Consider the following 22,810-nt stretch of genomic DNA (forward strand, 5'->3'; position numbering starts at 1 on the left):
CGATACCGGCAGTATCGGGCCTGTGTCTTTGCCCTGCGGCAAATTATACGCGTTTGAAGATCAGTGAGCCATTGGTGCCGCCAAAACCAAACGAGTTGGAAAGGGCGTACTCGAAGCTACCAGGCTTGGCCACATGGGGTACCAGATCCAGATCGCACTCTTCATCCGGGTTGTCCAGGTTGATGGTGGGCGGAGCCACCTGGTCACGCAGGGCCAACACAGTGATGATCGCCTCGATGGCACCGGCGGCGCCCAGCAGGTGACCTGTCATGGACTTGGTGGAGCTCACCATCAGGGATTTGGCGTGCTCACCAAACACCGACTTCATGCCACGCAGCTCGGCCACATCACCCAGCGGGGTGGAGGTACCGTGCGCGTTGATGTAACCAATCTGCTCGGGGGCAATGCCGGCATCCTTGATGGCATTTTTCATGGCGCGAGCGCCACCGTTGCCATCAGCAGGAGGCGCAGTCATGTGATACGCGTCACCGCTCATGCCAAAACCGACCAGCTCGGCGTAGATCTTGGCGCCACGGGCTTTGGCGTGTTCGTACTCTTCCAGCACCAGTACACCGGCACCGTCACCCAGCACGAAACCATCGCGATCTTTATCCCACGGACGGCTCGCTTTTTGCGGCTCGTCGTTGCGGTTGGAGAGTGCCTTGGCGGCAGCAAAACCACCCATTCCCATCGCGGTGGAGGCTTTCTCGGCGCCACCGGCGACCATCACATCGGCATCACCGTAAGCGATCATCCGGCCAGCCATGCCGATGGCATGGGTACCTGTGGTACAGGCGGTAGTCACGGCGATGTTCGGCCCTTGCAGACCTTTCATGATGGAAAGATGACCGGACACCATATTGATGATGGTGGACGGAACGAAGAAGGGACTGATCTTGCGCGGGCCGCCATTGACCAAGCTTTCGTGGTTCTGTTCAATCAGACCCAGACCGCCGATACCGGAGCCAATCGCCACGCCGACACGCTCGGCATTCTCTTCATTGATGGTCAGGCCGGAATCATCCAGCGCCTGCATTCCGGCCGCGATGCCGTATTGAATGAAGAGATCCATCTTGCGAGCGTCTTTACGGTTGATACCGTACTGCTCGGGATCGAAATCCTTGACCAGGCCAGCGAAGCGGGTTGCAAACTCGCTGGCATCAAAATGTTCGATAAGGGAAATGCCGCTCTGCCCGTTGAGCAGTGCTTGCCAGCTGGATTCGGCAGTGTTACCCACCGGGGAAAGCATCCCCAAGCCGGTCACCACGACTCTGCGTTTTGACACTGAGGTAGTCTCCGAGAGGTGTTTTGAAAGGGAACAAATACAAAAGAAGCGGCCCTTGGGCCGCTTCTCTTAGAACAGGAACTTATTCCTGATTAGCGGTGATGTAGTCGATAGCCGCTTGAACAGTGGTGATCTTCTCGGCTTCTTCATCAGGAATTTCGGTATCGAATTCTTCTTCCAGCGCCATTACCAGTTCAACGGTATCCAAAGAGTCAGCGCCCAGGTCGTCGACGAAGGAGGCAGCGTTCTTAACGTCTTCCTCTTTAACACCCAGTTGTTCGATGATGATTTTCTTTACGCGTTCTTCGATGTTGCTCATGACCTGAATTTTCCTTTAAAAATACGCTATTTGCGTCTGGTTGGGGTAGTTTATTCAATTGACGTGAGTTTGCAAGTAGCTTGCCGCTGGTCAAACCACGAAATGTGCCAAACTTCGGCGTACTATCGCAAATTTGAACAGATCTTACGACAAATTGATTACACCATGTACATCCCGCCATTAACATGCAGGGTTTCGCCGGTGATATAGGCTGCTTCATCAGAAGCCAAGAATACCACAGCTGCGGCAATTTCTTTTGGATCACCCAAACGGGCGGCAGGCACCTGACTCATGATGCCGGCACGTTGATCGTCATTCAGGGCACGGGTCATGTCGGTTTCGATGAAACCGGGAGCAACCGCGTTCACTGTGATACCACGGGATGCCACTTCCCGCGCCAACGATTTGGTAAAACCAACCAGACCGGCCTTGGCGGCAGCATAGTTGACCTGACCGGCATTGCCCATGGTTCCCACCACGGAGCCAATGCTGATGATGCGACCGTGACGTTTCTTCATCATGGCACGCAACACCGGTTTGCTCAGACGGTAGAGAGAGGTCAGATTGGTATCGATGATCTCGTTCCACTCGTCATCTTTCATCCGCATCAACAGGTTGTCACGGGTGATACCCGCGTTGTTGATCAGGATGTCGATGTCGCCAAAGCGCGCCTTGATGGCGGCGAAGACGGCTTCGATGGATTCCTGGCTGGTCACGTTCAGTGCCATGCCGCAACCATTCTCGCCCAGATAGGCGCTGATCGCCTCGGCACCGCTCTCGCTGGTCGCCGTACCGACCACTTTCGCGCCACGGGCCACGAATGTTTCGGCAATCGCACGGCCGATGCCACGACTGGCACCGGTCACCAACACAACCTTATCGGTAAAGCTCATCACTTGCTCCTGTTTACTTGATCTGGGCCAGCGCCTGCTCAAAAGAGGCGGCATCGTTGGCGTGAATACCTTCCACCCGCTTGTCGATGCGCTTTGCGAGCCCGGTCAACACTTTGCCCGGTCCCATCTCGATCTCGAGGGTAACGCCCTCATTGGCCATCCTCTCGACAGTCTCGGTCCAACGAACCGGGCTAAACAGCTGACGTACCAGCGCTTGCTTGATGGCGGCCGGATCCTGTTCACAGGATACGTCGACATTATTGATGACCGCGATGGTTGGAACCTTGATCTCGATCCCGTCCAGCGCAGCTGCCAGTTTTTCTGCGGCAGGTTTCATCAGTGCGCAGTGAGACGGCACGGAGACCGGCAGCGGCAGCGCACGCTTGGCGCCCGACTCTTTCATCAGCACGTTGGCGCGCTCAACGGCCTCTTTGTGACCGGCGATAACCACCTGGCCCGGGGAGTTGAAGTTAACCGGAGAGACCACCTGCCCTTGTGCCGCTTTTTCGCAGTTGGCGGCGATGGATTCGTTATCCAGACCGATGATGGCCGCCATGGCGCCGGTGCCTTCGGGTACCGCTTCCTGCATGGCCAGACCACGCAGCTCGACCAGTTTGACCGCATCGGCAAAATCAAGTGCGCCACTGCAAACCAGCGCGGAGTACTCACCCAAGCTATGACCCGCCATCATGGCAGGCGTTGCCCCACCCTGCTGTTGCCACAGGCGCCAGAGGGCGACAGAGGCAGTCAGCAACGCAGGCTGAGTGCGCCAGGTCTTGTTCAGATCTTCAACCGGACCATCCATCACCAGGGCAAACAGGTCATAACCCAGCACCTGACTCGCCTCGGCGAAGGTCTCCTTGATCACGGCATGTTGTTCGGCCAGCTCGGCCAGCATGCCAACGGACTGGGAACCTTGTCCCGGGAAGGCAATGGCAAATTGGGTCATCATTGATTCCTTTTAGATAAGACAAAAATGAAATCGGTGACGGGATGATGGGCGCACCATCCCGCCGAAGATCAGAGGCGAACCAGCGCCGAGCCCCAGGCAAAACCGCCGCCAAAGGCTTCCAGCAGTACCAGCTGACCCGGTTTGATCCGGCCATCCCGCACCCCTTCGTCGAAGGCGACCGGAACAGAAGCGGCAGAGGTATTGCCGTGCTTGTCGAGGGTCAGCACCACTTTATCGAGGCTCATACCGAGCTTCTTGGCGGTGGCACTGATGATGCGGAAGTTGGCCTGATGCGGCACCAGCCAGTCCAGCTCGCTCGGTTCGATGCCAGCAGCGGCCAACGTCTCGGTGACGATCTCGCTCAAACGGGTGACCGCGACCTTGAAGACATCGTTGCCCTTCATATACATGTAGGCTTCGAGCTCGGCACCCGCATGCCGCGACGGGGATGAGGCAGCTTGAGCAGCTCGCCATAACGGCCATCGGCATGAAGATGAGTAGAGAGGATGCCCGGGGTCTCGCTGGCACCGACAATCACGGCCCCTGCCCCGTCACCAAACAGGATGATGGTGCCGCGATCTTGCGGATCGCACATGCGGGAGAGCACATCGGCCCCGACGACCAGCACATGGCGGGCTGCGCCGGATTTGACGAACTGATCGGCAATGGAGAGTGCGTAGGTGAAGCCTGCGCAAGCAGCAGCCACGTCAAAGGCAGGAATGCCCGGAACGCCGAGCAGCCCCTGCAGCTCGCAGGCGGCAGCAGGGAATGCATTTTCAGCACTGGTAGTGGCCAGCACTATCATATCGAGATCGGCAGCGGTCAGACCGGCTGCATCCAGGGCGCGCAGGGCGGCCTGGTAAGAGAGGGTGGCAACGGTTTCGTCAGCCCCGGCAATACGGCGCTCACGGATACCGGTGCGTTCCACGATCCACTCATCACTGGTCTCAACCATCTGCTCGAGATCGGCGTTGGTACGCACTGAACTCGGCAGGTAGCTGCCAGTACCCAGAATTTTGCTATGCATAGAGTTCTTATAGATCCCTGTCAGAGAAGACAGCTTCAAGGCGATCTGCTATTTGCAGTGGAAGTTGATGTTTGGCCTCTTGTGCGGCCAGCAGGATCGCATTACACAGGGCGCGCCGTTCGGCCCGCCCATGACTTTTTACCACAATGCCGCGCAATCCTAACAGACTTGCTCCGTTATACTGGTCGGGGTTCAGGTAAGAAAAACGCCGTTTGAACATAAATCCGGCGATCCGGCCAAGAAAAGTGCGTTTCTTGCGGGGATATCCGGCCAGCTGGGCCATCATCCGCACCACCCCTTCTGCCGTCTTGAGGGCGACATTGCCGACAAAACCGTCGCAGACGATCACGTCGCTGTCGCCGCTGAAGATGCGATCCCCTTCTACAAACCCGACATAATTGAGCGCGTGGCACTGACGCAACAATTCGGCGCTGTGGCGCACCAGATCGTTGCCCTTGATCTCCTCCTCGCCGATGTTGAGCAAGGCAACACGGGGGGATGCAATGCCTTCTACCTTTTCGGCCACGACGGAGCCCATCACCGCAAACTGCAGCAAGGTATCCGCATCGCAACTGACGTTGGCGCCGAGATCCAGCATCACGGTGCGTTTGCCACTCAATGTCGGCAGCGCCTTGATAAGTGCCGGCCGATCGACCCCGGGCAGGGATTTGAGCACGCACTTGGCCATCGCCATCAACGCACCGGTATTACCGGCACTGACGCAGGCATCGGCCTCACCGGCTTTCACCAGATTGAGTACCACCCGCATGGAGGAGTCTTTCAGAGTTCGCAGCGCCACGATCGGTTTATCGCCCATGCCAACCACCTGGGATGCATGTACGAAACGAACGCGGGGATGATTCAGCAAGCCATGTTGCTGCAGCAGAGAAGAGCTCTGATGCTGGTCGCCGACCAGGATCAGTTTTAACTGGGGTAAAAGAGACAGTGCCTGCACGGCGGCAGGCACTGTTTCCGAGGGGCCAATATCTCCCCCCATGATGTCTAGCGCGACAGTTTGCGTAGACAAAGGCAATCCTTAAGCGATTACCTTTTTACCGCGGTAGAAACCATCGGCAGTCACGTGGTGACGACGATGAATTTCGCCACTGGTCTGATCAACAGTCAGGGCAGCGGTGGTCAGCGCATCGTGGGAACGACGCATGCCACGCTTGGCACGGGTTTTACGGTTCTGTTGTACGGCCATTGTAGGCTAACTCCTAAATTCACTTACGTTTAAGCTCTTCAAGAACTGCAAAGGGATTCGGCCGCTCATCAGCAGGTTCGATTTCACCCCAGGTCATCTCCATGTTTCCTCTCGGGCATGCATCCAGAGAATGCATTGCAACTTGAGGCAACGAGAGGATGAGTTCATCCTCCAGGATTTGATGAAGATCTATCTCGCCGTTTTCGTCCAACTCAATGGGCTCATAAGCTTCCGGCAGTTCTTCCTCGTTTGTTCTTTCGAACAGCGGAGTGTAGATAAATTCAGCTTCACAGAGGTGTTCGAATGTCTCTCCGCAACGTTGGCAAACCAGGTCAACCTTGGCATGGGCAGTGCCTTTCATAACGGTCAACTTCTGGACATCTTTGCCAAAGTGCAGTGATACATCGATATCACTCTGCAAGCCAGCGGTTGATTCCTCCAGCCTGGGCATCTGCGACTTTTCCACTATCCCGATGTAATCGAGCAGCTTCAAGGCACTACGGACTGGATCAACCTTAACGGGCAACTTCACCTTTTGCATAGGGCGCGAATAATATAGGTCCAACAACTGATAGTCAAAGGAAAAAGTCCTTACCGCCGATGATTTTAACGTCACAAGTCCCTAGAATGCCGGTACTCGCTTTCATCGGTACCTGATTATGCCACAGAATCTGATCCTCGCCTCAACTTCTCGCTATCGCAAAGCCCTGCTGGAGAAGCTCGGACTCCCCTTTGAATGTGCCGCCCCCGATGTGGATGAGCAACCACTGGCTGGCGAATCCGCCGAGGCGCTGGTGGCCAGACTGGCTCGTGCCAAGGCTGATGCCATCGCTGGGCAACGTGATCACGGCTTGATCATCGGCTCTGATCAGGTGTGTGTCTGCAATGGCCGTATCCTCGGCAAACCGGGCACCATCGACAATGCCATCGCCCAGCTGATGGCGGCTCAAGGTCGCAGCGTCACCTTTTACACCGGGCTGTGCGTACTTAACGCTGCAACCAATGAGATTCATCAATTGATTGAACCGTTTACGGTCCACTTTCGCGATCTCGACGAATCCGCCATTCGCCGCTATGTAGAGGCTGAACTGCCCCTCGATTGTGCGGGCAGCTTCAAGTGTGAAGGGATGGGGATCGTTCTGTTCAAGGGGCTGGAGGGGCGCGATCCTAACGCATTGATCGGTCTGCCACTGATCGGCCTGATCGAGCTGCTGGAGCGCCACGGTATTGCCCTGCCCTGATTGCGGACGAATAGATAAGCTAGAACGAGAATATAAAAAGCCCGGTCAATATACCGGGCTTCTGTTATCAATCAGATTGATGTCTGTTAAAAAGATGCGTCTACAACAGCCCGCGAAGAGCCGTCATGGAGTCCACCACCGCCACAGGTCCGTGACGACTGAGGGCATCCCGACTATCTACACCCCAAGTAACGCCGATGCGCGGCATGGCAATTGCCTCGGCCATCGCCATATCGTGAACAGAGTCGCCGATCATGACGGCCTGCCAGGGTGACAGCCCCAGCTCATCCAGGATCTGCTCAAGCATCAGCGGATCAGGCTTGGAGCGGGCTTCATCGGCCCCACGACTGATCACAAACAACGGGCGCAGCCCGGTCTCATCCAATACCCGATCCAGCCCACGGCGCGATTTCCCGGTAGCAACAGCCAGTTGCAGTCCCCGTGACTGCCAGTCATGCAGCAACTCCCCTGCCCCGGCAAACAGCGGACTGGGGGTCGCATCGTGCAGATAGTGATGACGATAGCGATCGATGAGCGCGGCAATTTTGCGCTCATCAATAGCGCTACCATTGTCGCTACGTAAAAGGAAAAGGCGGGACATGGCGACATCAAGGCTCAATCCGATGATCTGCCGGATCTGGGCTGGTGCAGGAACCGCCAGCTCACAATCTCTGGCAGCCCCCTGCACACAGGCCACAATCCGGCCCACCGAATCCATCAGGGTACCGTCCCAATCGAAAATGGCGAGCCGGATATCCTGCATCAGCGTGGCAAGCCGTTGAGGAAGTTGTCGAGCTCAGGTGCCAGCGGCGCTTCTACCTGCATCTCGCGACCATCGGCCGGATGGGTGAAACTGAGCTTCCAGGCATGCAAAAAGAGCCGTTTCAGACCTTGGCTGCGCATTTTCTCGTCAAACGCCGCTTCACCGTACTTATCGTCACAGGCGATCGGATGACCGGCATGCAGGGTGTGCACCCGGATCTGGTGGGTACGACCGGTGATGGGGCTGCACTCGACCAGAGTCGCTTCGGCAAATTGACGCACGATGCGGAACCGGGTTTCGGAGGGCTTGCCATCGGCACTGACCCGTACTACCCGTTCGCCAGACTGCAGATCGTTTTTGCGCAGCGGCGCATTGACCACCTTGACGTGAGCCTGCCATTTGCCGCGAACCAGCGCCAGATACTGCTTGCGCATGGTCTTGACCCGCAACTGCTCATGCAGGCTGCGCAGGGCGCTGCGTTTTTTGGCAACCAGCAGTACGCCTGAGGTATCGCGATCCAGTCGATGAACCAGCTCGAGGAAACGGGCTTCAGGACGCAGGGCGCGCAGCCCTTCAATCACACCAAAGCTCAGCCCGCTGCCGCCATGTACGGCCATGCCGGAGGGCTTGTTCAGCACGATCATGGCATCGTCTTCAAACAGGATCTGGCTCTCCAGACGCTGGATAACACCGAGGTTGGCTGAAGGCAGCTCATTCTTCTCGGCAACGCGCACGGGGGGCACCCGCACCTCGTCACCTGCGCAGAGTTTGTACTCCGGTTTGATGCGCTTTTTGTTTACTCGCACTTCACCTTTGCGAAGGATGCGATAGATCAGGCTCTTGGGGACGCCCTTTAGCTGAGTCTTGAGAAAATTGTCGATGCGCTGCCCGTCATGCTCAGCTTCGATGGTGAGCAGCTGCACTTGTTGTTGTATCTGTGTCATGGCGCGGATTTTAACACTGCCAGCGCCCCTTGGCTGCATGGTTTGTTGAAAAATGGCGCCTTGCTATAAAAGAGGTTTAAATGGGATAATAAACAAGGTTTTGTCATTGTGTTCAAGCCTTGTACTAAGTGGCCAAAAAGTATGCCACCCAATCCCGAAACACCGTGTATACAAGAACATGACGGTTCCCGGGTGCGAGGTACAACGCATGGAGAACACAAACATCACCGTTTATTTGTCTCCATTTCGGCATCCTTATTCATTCCTTCTCGAGAAGTGATGACCAGAACGCCCTTAGTTTGCGCCTCATGCATACCCCAACCGGGAGGTTGCCCCAGTATGCTGAAGACCCGAGGCCGGCGCTGGCAGGACCCAGATGGAGGAAATCAAAATGACACAATAATGAGAACTCAATGAAAAGAATGCTTATCAACGCAACTCAAGAAGAGGAGTTGCGCGTAGCGCTGGTTGACGGACAACAGCTCTACGATTTGGATATTGAAAGTCCGGGACACGAGCAGAAGAAAGCGAACATTTACAAGGGTAAGATCACCCGCGTAGAACCCAGCCTTGAAGCTGCTTTTGTCGACTACGGCGCCGAGCGCCACGGTTTCCTGCCGTTGAAGGAGATCGCCCGCAATTACTTCCCCTCCGGTTACTCCTATCAGGGTCGTCCCAACATCAAAGAAGTGGTCCGCGAAGGTCAGGAAGTTATCGTCCAGATCGACAAGGAAGAGCGTGGCACCAAGGGTGCAGCCCTCACCACCTTTATCAGCCTGGCAGGTAGCTACCTGGTACTGATGCCCAACAACCCCCGTGCCGGTGGTATCTCCCGCCGTATCGAGGGTGATGAGCGGACTGAACTGAAAGAAGCCCTGAGCGGATTGACCGTGCCGGAAGGCATGGGCCTGATCGTACGTACCGCCGGTGTGGGCAAGTCGCCAGAAGAGCTGGAATGGGATCTGAACGTTCTGCTCAACCACTGGGACTCCATCCACAAAGCCTCCCAGGAGCGCGCCGCGCCGGTGCTGATCCATCAGGAAAGCAATGTCATCGTGCGTGCCATCCGTGACTATCTGCGTCGCGATGTGGGCGAGATCCTGATCGACAATCCGGTGATTTTCGAACGCGCCAAGGCCCATATCGAGCTGGTACGTCCCGATTTCCTCAACCGTGTGAAGCTGTACAAGGGTGAAGTTGCCCTGTTCAACCACTTCCAGATTGAAAGCCAGATCGAATCAGCCTTCCAGCGTGAAGTGCGCCTCCCTTCCGGTGGCAGCATCGTTATCGATCCGACCGAAGCACTGACCTCCATCGATATCAACTCCTCCCGCGCCACCAAGGGCGGCGATATCGAAGAGACGGCGCTGCAAACCAACCTGGAAGCGGCCGACGAAATTGCCCGCCAATTGCGTCTGCGCGATCTGGGTGGCCTGATCGTAATCGACTTCATCGACATGACGCCGGTTCGCCATCAGCGCGAAGTAGAAAACCGTCTGCGTGAAGCGGTTCATCAGGATCGCGCCCGCATCCAGCTGGGCCGTATCTCCCGTTTCGGTCTGCTGGAGATGTCTCGCCAGCGTCTGCGTCCTTCCCTCAACGAGTCCAGCAGCCACATCTGCCCCCGTTGCCAGGGTCAAGGCGTGATCCGTGACAACGAATCCCTCGCCTTGTCCATCCTGCGTCTCATCGAAGAAGAGGCCATGAAGGACAACACCGAGCAGGTTCACGGCCAAGTGCCGGTGGATGTTGCAGCCTATCTGCTTAACGAGAAGCGTGCCGCCATCGCCAGTCTGGAACAGCGAAATGATGTGCGTGTTTACATCATTCCGAACCAGCATCTGGAAACCCCGCACTACGAAGTGACCCGCATTCGTCAGAACGAGATCCCGGAAGCGGCCAGCTATGAGCTGAAAACCGAGATTGCCAAGCCGGTCTACCAGCCGAAGCAAGCTCAGGTGATCGAGCGTGAACAACCGCTGCTGCAAGGCTTTGCCCAGCCGACTCAACCCGCGCCAGTTGCAGCACAGCAGCAGACAGCCCCGGCCGTTGCCGCTGCACCTGCCGAAGCAGGTTTCTTCAGCAAGCTGATCAAAGGCATTACCGGCCTGTTCAGCAGCGATGCAGCACCTGCCGACGTGAAAGCGCCCGCCGAGAAACCTGCTGCTCGTGAAGCACGCAAGGATGAAGGTCAACGTCACCAGCGCGAAGAAGGTCGTGGCCGTGGTCAGCGTCCTCGTCGTGACGACAATCGTGGCAACCGCAACAATGCGGAAGCTGGCGAGAAGCGTGAAGGTGGCAACCGCGAAGCCGGTGAAAACCGCAATCGCCGTCCCCGCAAAGAGCGCGAGCCTCGTCAGGAGCGTGAAGCCCGTGGTGAGGTGCGTAGCGAACAGCGCATTGAACGTGAACCCCGTCAGGAGCGCGAACCTCGCGAACCGCGTCAGGAACGTGCGCCACGTCCTGCCCGTGAACCTCGTGCTCCCCGTGAGCCGCGCACCGAAGTCGTTGTTGAAGCGGTAGACGCCGTTGATGCAACTGCCGTCCAGCCACGTCAGGAGAAAGAGCTGAAAGTGGCCGAGCGCCGCGAACGTCGTCAACTGCGCAAGCAGATCCGTGTCGATGTCGCCGCTGCTGACACCTCTGCCCTGCCGGTTGACGAAGTAGCAGCGCAAGCTGAAGTGATCGATGCCACAGTGGGTAACGAGCAGGAAGAGCAGAGTGAAGGCCAGCGCCGCTCACGCCGCACTCCGCGCAGCCAGCGTATCGAAGGTCAGCGCCGCAAGCGCATCAACGAAGATGCCCGCAGCCAGCGTGACGAAGAACAGCAAGATACCACCACTCTGACCACCGCAGCCCAGGCAGATATTGCCAAAGCGCAGGTTGAAGAGCCGGTAGTGCCTGTTGTTACCATCCCGAGCGCTGAAGCCGTCGCTGCTGCCCTGCAAGCCTCTGCGGCACTGACCGAGCATGTGGTTGTCGAAGCCGTTGCTGAAGAAGCTGCCGAGCAGGCTGCTGCCCAGGTCGAAGCAACTCAAGCCGATGTGATCGCTAGCCCGGTTGTTGACGCTGTCGCTGAGGTCGTGGTGCCAGCAGAGCCGGAAGTTGCCGTTGTCGCCGCTCCGGTTGCCGACATGGCTGCCACTGAAGTCGTTGAAACTGCTCCGGTTGTTGAAGAAACCCCTGCTGTCAGCACTCCTGTCGTGGAAGCTGTACCGGCTGCAGTCGAAATGCCAGTTGCTGCCCCGGCACCTGTCGCTGCAGTTGTGGTGGAAGAGACTCCGGTCGTGACCAAACAGGTAGCTCACGGTGCTGGCCTGCTGGCTCGTGCCCGCAAAGCATCCGCCCCGATGGCAACCCCTGCCGAAGCCCCTGCCCTGCCTGTTCGTGAGCCGGTTAACTACCCGCCGCTGGTACGCAACGAAGTGAGCACCTCAGGTCGTCATGGTGGTAGCACTGCCGCCGTCAACGTGGCCACCTGCCCGGCCGGTCGCCCCTAAGCAACCCGGGTTGACCCCCTAAACAAAAGCCACACCAACCGGTGTGGCTTTTTTATTGCCTGTGTCCCGTCCTGAATATGGTTTACACCTTTCCCCCCAATAAATGGAGAACCCGATGGGACAAGGTGTGAAACGGACACAGCGCGATTACTCGCTGACTTTTAAACTGGCACTGGTCGAGCAGATTGAAAAAGGCGAGCTCACCTACAAACAGGCTCAGGTGCGTTATGGCATTCAGGGCCGTTCCACCGTTCTGGTATGGTTGCGTAAACATGGTCGGCAAGATTGGAGCCAGGGGGCTTCTGTACGTGCCGGCAGGAGCATCACCATGCCTGACTACGACAACCAGACGCCAGAACAGCGCATCAAGGAACTTGAGCAACAGCTGGCGCTGATGAGTCAGAAAGCCCAGTTCTTTGAGGCCGTCGTCGATGTACTGAAGAATGACTACGGCGTCTCCATCGTAAAAAAGCGACCCGTCAAGTCCTCTCGCAGCGGCAAGTCGAGAGGCTGACCATTGTCAGGGCTTGCCTGTTTCTGGGGATAAGCCGGCAGGCTTACTACAAGCGCAATCGGGTCGCCGACGAGCGCCATGCACAAGGGCTACAGGTGGTGCGCTTTGTGCGTCAGGTTCGACTGCGACAACCGCGGGTGGGCACTCGCAAGCTGCATTATCTGCTGCAGGGTCAGGATGATGACGGGCTCAAGGTCGGGCGTGACAGGCTGTTTCAGATATTGGCCGAGCACCGCCTGCTGGTGCCACCCAGACGGGCGTATCACAAGACCACCCACAGTTTTCACCGTTTCTACCGTCATCCCAACTTGCTCAAGGCGGGGCCAGAGCAGGTCACACCGGTGGCCCCGGAGCAGGTCTGGGTTGCTGATATCACCTATCTGCCAGCCAGGAGCGGGCCGCTGTACCTGAGCCTGGTGACGGATGCGTACTCACGCAAGATAGTGGGCCATCACGTACACGAAGGAATGCATGCCGAATCGGTGGCGATGGCGTTCAAGAAAGCGCTGAAGCAACGGTGTGGCAGCGGGGAGCTAATCCATCATTCGGACCGCGGCGTGCAGTATTGCTCTGGGCTGTATCAGTCACTACATGAACGGTACGGGGTGAAATGCTCGATGACGGATGGGTATGACTGTTACCAGAATGCGTTGGCGGAGCGGATGAACGGGATTTTGAAGGGAGTGTTACTACAGGAAAACGCCCTGGTTTCTCCTGTGTTTGCGCTTTGGATATTTCTGAGAAAGTTCATTCAAAGCGTCAATGTTCAGTATCACACCTATTGATAATTTCAATACAACACTTTGTTTGTTGGCATATCAAAGCCAATCACAGATATGAAAAAAGGGCCCACAGGCCCTTAGAAAAATAGCGATATTATCCACCAAACAGATGGTGGCTAACGATGAACAGGCCGCCGGAGAGCAGCATGGTCAGCGGCAGAGTCAATACCCAGGCCATCAGGATGGTCTTGATGGTCTGGCTCTGCAGGCCGGATTTGTTGGCAATCATGGTACCCGCCACCGCAGAAGAGAGAATATGGGTGGTGGACACCGGCATACCGGTCAGACTGGCGACACCGATGGAGGTTGCAGCCGTGATCTGGGCCGCAATGCCCTGGCTGTAGGTCATGCCTGTGGTGCCGATCTTCTCGCCCACGGTATGAACGATACGACGCCAGCCCACCATGGTGCCACAACCCAGCGCCAGCGCGATGGAGACAATCACCCAGGTCGGTGCGTATTCAGCGGTCGCGGTCAGATCCTTGCGCCATTTGGCCAGATCGGTCAGCTCCTTGGCTGGCAGTGGCAGCTTGGCTGCCTTGCGGGCGGTGTCATCGATACAGAGCAGCAGACGACGCACTTCACGGCGGTCGGTCAGGCTCATCTGATCATAAGTACGCACGGCCCCCAGACGGGCATCCAGGGTGGCCATCGCCTGCAGCACGCCATCGGCGGAACAGTGGGTCATCAGCTCTTCCTGAGCCGTTACCGGTGCAGAGAAGTTGATGACACCTGAGAGGGCTGACTGGTTTCGCTGGTAGATCTCCATGATGCGCTGGTTGGCATCCTGGGTCCGATCCAGATCATAGGAGCGGCTGTTCATGTCCAGCGCGAAATAGGCGGGCGCCATGCAGATCAGCACCAGCATCACAAGACCGATACCCTTCTGGCCATCGTTGGAGCCGTGCACGAAGCTGACGCCCATGGCCGAGGCCACCAGGGTAAGACGCGCCCAAAACGGCGGGTGCTTCTTGCCATCCACCAGCTGACGCTCTTCCGGTGTTTTGTGGATCTTGTTGCTGGTCCAGATGCGTTTCATTGCCAGCAGCAGCAGTGCCGCGATGATGAAACCTATGGTGGGAGAGATGATGAGGGACAGCATGATGTCGATCGCTTTGCCCACGTTGATCCCTTCTGTCACCGGTTTATGGGTGATCCAGGCATAGGCGCCGCCTACCCCCAGAATGGAACCGATCAAGGTATGTGAACTGGAGGCCGGGATCCCGAAGAACCAGGTGCCCAGGTTCCACACGATGGCGGAAAACAGCAAGGAGAAGACCATGATCAACCCTTGGGTGGAGTCCATCCCAAGCAGCAGGTCGATGGGCAGCAGATGGACAATGGCATAGGCCACACCCAGACCGCCGAACATGACGCCAAAAAAGTTGAAGATCCCCGATGCAACGACCGCCAGGTGAGCGGGCATCGCCTTGGTATAGATAACCGTTGCTACCGCGTTGGCGGTATCGTGAAAGCCGTTGATGAATTCATAGGCAAGCACAAAAAAAACGGCCAATACTAAACCGATCGACCACCACAAACCCAAACCACTAAACATTTCAAACATAAAAAAAAGCCTGTTTATGAGTTGCGGCGGATTATGCCAGATGGCGGCCAACACCATAGCCACCATTGAAATATTTCAGCCATAAAAAAAAAGAGCTTTTTGGAAAAAAATATCCTAGAGCCAGTCCTCATGCGGCTTGCCATCGATTAATTAAAGCCATCAATGATTGCAGGAAATGGCAAAATTAGCTGACAATTAAACCAATAATTTCATTTTTATGACGCATTTATGACAGAAAAACGGGAAAAAGTGGTGATAAAACAACCCGCCCCTCCCATCTCATCCGACCATTACCATTAACCCCATATCCATTTGATTCCAGATGCAAAAAGGGAGCACCTTGTGCTCCCTTGAATCGTTGCAGTGCCGTCTGTCATCAGTCCTGATTGATGCGGCTGGCAACGGCGCCCTGCTGGCTTTTGTACTTGGCATTTTCCCGCTTGTTGTAGGGGCGGGCCGCAACACCGGAGAGCATCTCGAAGTTCAAGGCGCCAATCTTCATCTTCGGGCGCAGCGCCAGCGGCAGTTTGCCACCATTGTAGAACTCCAGCACGATACGACCGGACCAACCCGGATCGATCCGGTGCGCCGTCACGTGCACCATCAGACCCAGGCGCGCCAATGAAGAGCGGCCATCCAGCCAACCGACGATATCGGCAGGCAGGGTGACGGATTCGTAGGTCACTGCCAGCGCCAGCTGACCCGGGTGCAGATAGAAAGCTTCGCCATCGGGGATGTGGATCTCGTCACTCATCACCCGATCGATGGCATCGGCCATCTCGCTGCTCGGGCCGCTCAGGTCGATATAGGGCGCGGTATGATCGCGAAACACCCGAAACTCGTTACCCAGCAGCACATCGACACTGACACCACTGATCCGCTCTACCCCGGGCCGTGGCTCAATGACGATCTTGCCTTCATCCAGATGGCGTTCAATATCGGTATCACACAGACGCATTGGGCGACTCTCCTGACAAATTGTGCTTTTAAAAAAGCCGGGCATCACCCGGCTTGTTTCATCTTAACCAATCAACATGTGGCGAATACGCGCCTTGAGCATGTCGATGGCGATGCGGTTCTTGCCACCACGGGGCACGATCACATCGGCATACTGTTTGGACGGCTCGATAAACTGCAGGAACATCGGACGTACCGTCTTCTGGTACTGCTTGAGCACGGAGTCCATGGTACGGCCACGCTCCTGCACGTCACGCACCAGACGGCGCAGCAGGCAGATGTCGAGCGGGGTATCCATAAAGATGGAGGCATCCATCAGGTCCCGCAGACGGCTGTCGGTCAGCAGCAGGATCCCTTCCAGAATGATCACCCGGCGCGGCGCAAACGGGGTCACTTCGTTCATCCGGGTGTGTTCGGTGTAGGAGTACTGGGGAATGGCAACCGCGTCACCTTTAACCAGCTGGCTCAGGTGCTGTACCAGCAAGTCGTGATCCAGCGCGTTAGGGTGGTCATAGTTGGTCTTGACCCGCTCTTCCATGGTCAGGTGGGTCTGATCACGGTAGTAGCAATCTTCGGTGATCACACCAATCTGACCTGCGCCCAGTTCGGCCACCAGCTCTTCATAAATGGTCTGGGCTATAAGACTTTTGCCAGACGCAGATGCGCCCGCAATACCGATGATCACACACGAATGTTGAGTATCAGACATGACAAATACCTAAAAGAGAAGAGCAGTGGGGATGGTTTAAACCGATCCATTATATAAAAAAGGGTGGGTCATGCCCACCCTCAATTCCCTTTCAAGTGACCGACCGCCGATTATTCATCCAGCGCCATGGCATAGAGGGGGGTCGCAATCGGTTTTGCGCTGAAAAAGAGTTCAGCCCCTACCCTGCGCGCCAGCTTCAAATAGGCCTGAGCCAAGCTCCCTTCCGGTGCGCCGAACACCGTCGGGCAGCCATCATCCATGTGTTGGCGGATGTCGATGTGCAGCGGCAACTGGCCAAGCAGCGCCACTTGATACTGCTCTGCCATCTTCTGGCCGCCACCGGTACCAAACAGCGGCTCATGATGACCACAGGCGCTGCAGACGTGGTAGCTCATGTTCTCGATAATACCGAGCACCGGCACATTGACCTTGTTGAACATGGCGATCCCCTTGCGGGCATCGGCCAGCGCCACATCTTGCGGGGTGGTGACAATCACCGCCGCCGAAGTCGGCACCTGCTGGGCCATGGTGAGCTGGATATCGCCAGTGCCCGGCGGCATGTCGACCACCAGATAATCCACCTCGCCCCAGCGGGTCTCATGAAGGATCTGCGCCAGCGCCTTGCTCGCCATCGGGCCACGCCAGATGGTGGCATCCTGCTCGGAGACCAGATAGCCGATACTGTTGCTCTTGAGGCCGCAGGCCATCACCGGCTCCATCAGCTTGCCGTCATGGCTGACCGGGCGCTCTTTGAGGGTGCCCATCATGGTGGGAATGGAAGGGCCATAGATATCGGCATCGAGAATGGCGACCCGCGCCCCCTCTTTCTGCAGCGCCAGCGCCAGATTGACCGCGGTGGTGGATTTGCCCACCCCCCCCTTGCCGGAGGCAACCACGATGATGTTGCGAATGCCCTGCACGGCATTGAGGCCCTGCGCCCGCGGCATGCTGGCGACGTCAATCTCCAGTGCCCAGTCGATACGGGCGGCACCGGTGGCGCTACGCAGCCTGGCATCATAGTTCTCTTTGAGCTGATCGAGCAGCGAAAGACCGGCAAACGGCAATACCAGCCGGATAGTGAGCCCCTGACCCTGATTGATGATCTCGCGAACGAATCCGGCATCCACCAGATCCTTGTGCCAGCCTGCTGGCTTAAATTCGGCGAGGATCTGTTTTACTGAATCAATCACCATTAACTCCTCATTATCTTGTCATTATCTTGAGGTGAACGGTTACCGCACACAAATCAGTGGCTTGCCTGCCATCGTAACAGCAGGTGCTGCCAAGGTTGGCATAGCCACAACCCTAGGCAGGCTACCCCCAATTCGGGTAACATGCACGGCACTCTATCATCCCAACAAGCACATCAAGAACGTAATATGGCAACTGATCCCCGTAAAATGCTGGTAACCTGCGCCCTCCCCTATGCCAATGGCTCCATCCATCTTGGCCACATGCTGGAACACATCCAGGCCGATATCTGGGTTCGTTATCAGCGAATGCGCGGTCATCAGGTGCACTTCATCTGTGCCGATGATGCCCACGGCACCCCGATCATGCTCAAGGCACAGCAGATGGGGATCACCCCGGAAGAGATGATTGCCGCTGTCTCCAAGGAGCACCAGGCTGATTTCGCCGGGTTCAACATCAGCTTTGACAACTATCACTCTACCCACAGCGACGAGAACCGCGAGCTGGCGGAGCTGATCTATGGCCGCCTGAAAAATGGTGGCTTTATCAAGAGCCGCACCATCTCCCAACTGTTCGATCCGGAAAAATCCATGTTCCTGCCGGACCGTTTCGTCAAGGGTACCTGCCCCAAGTGCAAATCTCCGGAGCAGTATGGCGACAACTGCGACAGCTGCGGCGCCACCTACAGCCCGACGGAGCTGATCGATCCGAAATCCGCCGTCTCCGGTGCAACTCCGGTAATGAAGGACTCCGAGCACTTCTTCTTCGACCTGCCGCAGTTTGAAAAATGGCTCTCTGAGTGGGTACGCGGCTCCGGCGCCATTCAGGAAGAGATGGCCAACAAGATGCAGGAGTGGTTCGAGAGCGGCTTGCAGCAGTGGGACATCACCCGTGATGCCCCCTACTTCGGGTTCGAAATTCCCGGCGCCCCGGGCAAGTACTTCTACGTCTGGCTGGATGCCCCCATCGGTTACATGGCTTCCTTCAAGAACCTGTGCAACAAGCGTGGCGACATCGACTTTGACAGCTACTGGAAAGCGGACTCCGACGCCGAGCTCTACCACTTCATCGGCAAGGATATCGCCTACTTCCACTGCTTGTTCTGGCCGTCCATGCTGGAAGGTGCCAACTTCCGCAAGCCGACCAAGGTCAACGTGCACGGCTATGTGACCGTCAACGGCGCCAAGATGTCCAAATCCAAGGGCACCTTTATCAAGGCATCCACCTACCTGAACCACCTGGATCCGGAGTGCCTGCGTTACTACTACGCCGCCAAGCTCAACAGCCGCATCGATGATCTGGACCTGAACCTCGAAGATTTCGTGCAGCGCGTCAACGCCGACGTGGTCAACAAGCTGGTCAACCTCGCCTCCCGCAACGCCGGCTTTATTGCCAAGCGCTTTGGCGGCAAGCTGGCAGCAACCTGCGCCGAGCCCGAGCTCTACGCCGAATTCGCCAATGCCCGTACCGCCATTGCCGAAGCGTATGAGAGCCGCGAGTTCAGCCGCGCCATCCGCGAGATCATGGCGCTGGCCGACAAGGCCAACCGCTACGTGGACGACAAGGCTCCCTGGGTTATCGCCAAGCAGGAAGGGGCTGACGCCGAGCTGCAGGCGGTCTGCTCTGTTGGCATCAACCTGTTCCGCGTGCTGATGGCCTACCTCAAGCCCGTCATGCCGCTGCTGGCCGAACGTGCCGAAGCCTTCCTGGCCGAAACCCTCAGCTGGGATGGCATCGAGATGCCGCTGGTCGATCACACCGTTGCACCGTTCAAGGCCCTCTTCTCCCGCATCGAGCCGGCGAAGATTGAAGCCATGATCGAGGCATCAAAGGAAGACCTGGCCAAGGAGCAGGCACCGAAAGTGACCGGCCCGCTGGCTGATGACCCCATCAGCGAAACCATCACCTATGACGACTTTGCCAAGATTGACCTGCGCGTCGCGCTGATCAAGAAGGCCGAAGCGGTACCGGAAGCCGAGAAACTGCTAAAGCTGCAACTGGATATCGGCGGTGAAACCCGTCAGGTGTTTGCCGGTATCAAGTCCGCTTACAACCCGGAAGATCTGGAAGGCAAGCTGACCGTGATGGTGGCCAACCTGGCGCCGCGCAAGATGCGTTTCGGCATGTCCGAAGGCATGGTGCTGGCTGCAGGCCCGGGCGGCAAGGATCTCTGGATCCTGGAGCCGCAGGAAGGCGCCCAGCCGGGTATGCGCGTCAAGTAAGCGCATCGACCCGATAAAAAAGAGGCCTGCGGGCCTCTTTTTTTGTCTCTGCACTCTTTTCGTCTCTGCGACTCTGCTGATTACTCCTATTGAGCATTCAGCAGGATGATTAGAGTGGGCTATCCAGCATCGCCACCCTGAGCCCCACCAGTTCAGCCTGCTGACAATCGAGGCGGCGCAATCGCGCCGCTATCTTGCGCTTGAGTTTGCACCTTACCCTGCGCTGCCGTTTATTTCCTTTCAGAGCGCGCCGCCACTGCTGCCAATCCTGCAACTGCCCGAGCCGCTCCTGCCAATGGCTAAAGGCGCTAACCCACTGCGCCTCCCCCGCCCCCAGCTCCAGCAGCAACTCGGCGCCGTAGCGCGCCTGTTTTATCTCAAGGCGCAAATGATGCCAGCGGCGCAGCTGTTGGCGATGGGAGATGTTGCCAGCCGGGTGCTCATCAAGTCGGCTCAATGCTCCATCGAGGCGACGGGCAAGGTGGCGCCGGTAGTGACGAGCCAGCCCTGAGGTATCGGGAGTTTGCTCCAATGCATCCAGCCAGCGGGCAAGCAGGCCCGAAAAAAGGGGAACCGTCACCCTGGGCAAGACGATTGTGGATGACGCGCCAAAGCGCGCGGCGTAAACCTGTGCATCGCGCAGGGCCGAGAGTCGGCCAATGGCCCGCTGCAGCCGTCGTTCCAGTTTTGGATGGCAAAGGGCGGGTCGCCACAATGCGAGCAGCGCCTGCATGCGGCGCGCAGCGATGCGATAACCATGGACATGGGTTTCGCTCGCTTCACGGCGCACCGCGCGAGCAGCATGGCGGTAGCTGGCAACCAGCACCCGGGCCTGCGCCAGCAAGGGATCACGCGTATCGGCAGTCATGATGTTCCCGGCAGATCAGTTGGTATGAAAGCCCTGGCCGCTTGGCGGCAGCGCCTCTTCATACTCCATCCGGGTCACCCGGGCGGTGCGCGGGCCATGTTCCAGCCAGCCCAGCATCATCTGCACCCCCTGTGCGGGACCGCTGATGAGGATCTCCACCGATCCATCCTCCAGGTTGTAGGCATGGCCCCGCAAACCCAGTTGCAGCGCCCGCTCACGGGTGAAATAGCGAAATCCCACCCCCTGCACCTGCCCCCACACCCGAATGACAAACGATTGCTCTCCCATTTCTCACACCTTCCGCTTAAGAAAAAATTTCCCGAGACGATAATGTGCCCGACACTCTATCTCTGCAGGATGCAGCTCCATTATGAAAGAAGTTAAATTCCGGTGGGTTGACCGCTATCTCATTCACCTCACCATCAGTGAAAAATTCCATATCGCGTTCTGGTTACCTCTCTTCATCATCGCCTTTCTCAGCTGGTATATGCTGGCGGCCAGCCATCAGCAGGAGATCTCCCTGCGGGTAGCGCAGTTGCAGCAACGGGTCGAGACCACGGCGCAGCTGGTCAGCCAGCAGCCCACTTTGGTGTTGCCTGCTGATCTGCGTCTGACCCGGCAAGGCAGCAGCGGGTTGCAGCAGCAAGGAGATCACTACCTCTTTACCGCGCCAGCGGGTCAGGCAGGCTACGTCACCGGTGATCTCGATACCGGCAACCTCTCCATGTGGGAGGGTCAGGGCTCGACCCTGCTCCTCATCGGCGCGCTGGCCGCCCTGATGGCACTGGTGATCCACTACATGATGACCTTTGTCTCCGGTGCGCTCTACTCCACCAACAAGGCGCTGCAAACCGTGGCGGACGGGGATCTCACCTTCCGTCTCAACTTCTTCCCGGTGCGGGACGAGTTCTCCACCCTGGCGGGCAGCATCGACCGCTTTACCGACCGCCAGCATCAGATCGTCAAGCTGGTCGAAGAGTCTGCCGAAGCGCTGACCCTGGCCGCAGACGAGTTTCGTGACCATGCCCGCGAAGGCGAGACCATGGCGCGTTCCCAGCGCCAGCACATGGATTCACTGGCCACCGCCATGGAACAGATGTCGGCGGCAATCCGCGAAGTAGCGCGCAATGCCAACGATACCCTGCAGCAGACCCGCCAATCGAGCGAAGAGGCGGCAAATGGCGCCAACCGGGTAGCCCGCACCATCGAAGCGATCCGCACCCTGGCCGACGAGATTGGCAACGCCTCCGGCGCGGTCGAGCGGCTCACCCACAATGCCAACCGGATCAACGAGGTGGTCAACGTCATCAACGCCATCTCCCAGCAGACCAACCTGCTGGCTCTCAACGCCGCTATCGAAGCGGCCCGTGCCGGTGAGCAGGGTCGCGGCTTTGCGGTGGTAGCGGATGAAGTACGTACCCTCGCCAGCCGTACCCAGCAGGCGACGGTGGAGATCCAGCAGATGATCGAAGAGCTGCAGACCGGTACCGGCGCGCTGAACGAGATCATGGAAAAGACTGTAGGGCGCGCCGCCAGCAGCCAGCAGCTCATCAGCGAAGTGGGGCTCGATATCGAAAAACTGAGCAACCACAGCGATGCGGTGCTGGAGATGAGCACCCAGATCGCTACCTCGAGCGAAGAGCAAAGCTCGGTCGCCGCCGAGATCACCCACAATCTGGATCAGGTACGCCATGAAGCGGCACAGGTGGAAGAGTCTGCCAGCGCCTCGGTAGCCGGTACGCAGGGACTTAAAGCCACCGCCAGCGAACTGACCCAGGCACTCAAGGGGATTAAGCTCTGACCATATGAGGTGTCAGATCAGGGCAACCCCATCCATTACACAGGGTTGTTTGAGTTTTACCTGCGGGCCAC

19 protein-coding genes and 2 pseudogenes are annotated in these 22,810 nt (G+C 57.5%); 5 read left to right on the forward strand and 16 right to left on the reverse strand.

The annotated features are described in order from the left end of the window. Positions 1-43: 43 nt before the first annotated feature. The 8 genes and pseudogenes from fabF to yceD all read right to left on the reverse strand — a co-directional run bounded on the left by fabF (position 44) and on the right by yceD (position 6,221). Positions 44-1,285 carry a beta-ketoacyl-ACP synthase II gene (fabF, locus tag ACTG19_RS02135; protein WP_005333158.1) on the reverse strand — a complete coding sequence of 414 codons (1,242 nt, stop codon included), beginning with the start codon at positions 1,283-1,285 and terminating at the stop codon, positions 44-46. Positions 1,286-1,367: 82 nt separating this feature from the next. Next, a complete protein-coding gene (acpP, locus tag ACTG19_RS02140) occupies positions 1,368-1,604 on the reverse strand; it encodes an acyl carrier protein (RefSeq protein ID WP_005300909.1) in 237 nt (78 codons plus the stop codon). Positions 1,605-1,762: 158 nt separating this feature from the next. Next, the gene (gene fabG / locus ACTG19_RS02145) at positions 1,763-2,497 is read right to left on the reverse strand and encodes a 3-oxoacyl-ACP reductase FabG (RefSeq protein WP_005333159.1); all 735 of its coding nucleotides are present in this window, start codon (positions 2,495-2,497) and stop codon (positions 1,763-1,765) included. 13 nt (positions 2,498-2,510) lie between these two features. After that, entirely contained in the window at positions 2,511-3,446 is a 936-nt protein-coding gene (gene fabD / locus ACTG19_RS02150) for an ACP S-malonyltransferase (protein WP_005333161.1), read from the reverse strand. Between the two features lie 71 nt (positions 3,447-3,517). After that, a pseudogene (locus tag ACTG19_RS02155) lies at positions 3,518-4,476 on the reverse strand (beta-ketoacyl-ACP synthase III). Positions 4,477-4,483: 7 nt separating this feature from the next. Continuing rightward, the gene (plsX, locus tag ACTG19_RS02160) at positions 4,484-5,503 is read right to left on the reverse strand and encodes a phosphate acyltransferase PlsX (protein ID WP_113739563.1); all 1,020 of its coding nucleotides are present in this window, start codon (positions 5,501-5,503) and stop codon (positions 4,484-4,486) included. Positions 5,504-5,512: 9 nt separating this feature from the next. After that, on the reverse strand, positions 5,513-5,680 hold the full coding sequence (gene rpmF, locus ACTG19_RS02165) for a 50S ribosomal protein L32 (RefSeq protein ID WP_005300935.1): 168 nt from the start codon (positions 5,678-5,680) through the stop codon (positions 5,513-5,515). A 19-nt stretch (positions 5,681-5,699) separates the two neighbouring features. Beyond that, entirely contained in the window at positions 5,700-6,221 is a 522-nt protein-coding gene (gene yceD, locus ACTG19_RS02170) for a 23S rRNA accumulation protein YceD (RefSeq protein ID WP_013723766.1), read from the reverse strand. Between the two features lie 118 nt (positions 6,222-6,339). Between yceD and ACTG19_RS02175 the strand changes: the two genes are divergently transcribed. Further along, entirely contained in the window at positions 6,340-6,921 is a 582-nt protein-coding gene (locus ACTG19_RS02175) for a Maf family protein (protein ID WP_113739564.1), read from the forward strand. A 100-nt stretch (positions 6,922-7,021) separates the two neighbouring features. Here the strand turns inward: ACTG19_RS02175 and ACTG19_RS02180 are convergent, their stop codons facing one another. Beyond that, the gene (locus ACTG19_RS02180; protein WP_113739565.1) at positions 7,022-7,684 is read right to left on the reverse strand and encodes an HAD-IA family hydrolase; all 663 of its coding nucleotides are present in this window, start codon (positions 7,682-7,684) and stop codon (positions 7,022-7,024) included. Next, positions 7,684-8,628 (reverse strand): 23S rRNA pseudouridine(955/2504/2580) synthase RluC, encoded by a 945-nt coding sequence (gene rluC / locus ACTG19_RS02185; RefSeq protein WP_005351815.1) that lies wholly within the window; start codon positions 8,626-8,628, stop codon positions 7,684-7,686. Before rluC ends, ACTG19_RS02180 begins: the two co-directional genes overlap by 1 nt. 413 nt (positions 8,629-9,041) lie before the next feature. On the opposite strand from rluC, the gene rne reads away from it, so the two are divergent. Then, a complete protein-coding gene (gene rne / locus ACTG19_RS02190) occupies positions 9,042-12,128 on the forward strand; it encodes a ribonuclease E (RefSeq protein WP_439988669.1) in 3,087 nt (1,028 codons plus the stop codon). 115 nt (positions 12,129-12,243) lie between these two features. Then, a pseudogene (locus tag ACTG19_RS02195) lies at positions 12,244-13,334 on the forward strand (IS3 family transposase); the annotation flags it as partial. A gap of 184 nt (positions 13,335-13,518) precedes the next feature. Here ACTG19_RS02195 and ACTG19_RS02200 read toward each other — a convergent pair. The 4 genes from ACTG19_RS02200 to apbC form a co-directional block, all read right to left on the reverse strand. Continuing rightward, on the reverse strand, positions 13,519-14,991 hold the full coding sequence (locus ACTG19_RS02200; protein ID WP_439988670.1) for an inorganic phosphate transporter: 1,473 nt from the start codon (positions 14,989-14,991) through the stop codon (positions 13,519-13,521). 376 nt (positions 14,992-15,367) lie between these two features. Beyond that, a complete protein-coding gene (gene dcd, locus ACTG19_RS02205; protein ID WP_005336719.1) occupies positions 15,368-15,949 on the reverse strand; it encodes a dCTP deaminase in 582 nt (193 codons plus the stop codon). A gap of 63 nt (positions 15,950-16,012) precedes the next feature. Next, positions 16,013-16,657, reverse strand: coding sequence for a uridine kinase (udk, locus tag ACTG19_RS02210; protein WP_005352133.1), 645 nt, complete (start codon positions 16,655-16,657; stop codon positions 16,013-16,015). 110 nt (positions 16,658-16,767) lie between these two features. Beyond that, on the reverse strand, positions 16,768-17,850 hold the full coding sequence (gene apbC, locus ACTG19_RS02215; RefSeq protein ID WP_005345574.1) for an iron-sulfur cluster carrier protein ApbC: 1,083 nt from the start codon (positions 17,848-17,850) through the stop codon (positions 16,768-16,770). 186 nt (positions 17,851-18,036) lie between these two features. Between apbC and metG the strand changes: the two genes are divergently transcribed. Next, positions 18,037-20,070: a methionine--tRNA ligase gene (gene metG, locus ACTG19_RS02220; RefSeq protein WP_026034905.1), complete on the forward strand. Its 2,034-nt coding sequence runs from the start codon at positions 18,037-18,039 to the stop codon at positions 20,068-20,070. A 109-nt stretch (positions 20,071-20,179) separates the two neighbouring features. Here the strand turns inward: metG and ACTG19_RS02225 are convergent, their stop codons facing one another. Beyond that, on the reverse strand, positions 20,180-20,938 hold the full coding sequence (locus ACTG19_RS02225) for a CHAD domain-containing protein (protein ID WP_113739569.1): 759 nt from the start codon (positions 20,936-20,938) through the stop codon (positions 20,180-20,182). A gap of 15 nt (positions 20,939-20,953) precedes the next feature. Further along, on the reverse strand, positions 20,954-21,226 hold the full coding sequence (locus tag ACTG19_RS02230) for an acylphosphatase (RefSeq protein ID WP_113739570.1): 273 nt from the start codon (positions 21,224-21,226) through the stop codon (positions 20,954-20,956). An 82-nt stretch (positions 21,227-21,308) separates the two neighbouring features. Here ACTG19_RS02230 and ACTG19_RS02235 point away from each other — a divergent pair, with 82 nt between their 5' ends. Beyond that, positions 21,309-22,739, forward strand: coding sequence for a methyl-accepting chemotaxis protein (locus tag ACTG19_RS02235; RefSeq protein ID WP_113739571.1), 1,431 nt, complete (start codon positions 21,309-21,311; stop codon positions 22,737-22,739). Positions 22,740-22,810: the final 71 nt, after the last annotated feature.

Source organism: Aeromonas sp. 3P (genome assembly GCF_051919745.1).
GTDB classification, from domain to species: Bacteria; Pseudomonadota; Gammaproteobacteria; order Enterobacterales; family Aeromonadaceae; genus Aeromonas; species Aeromonas veronii.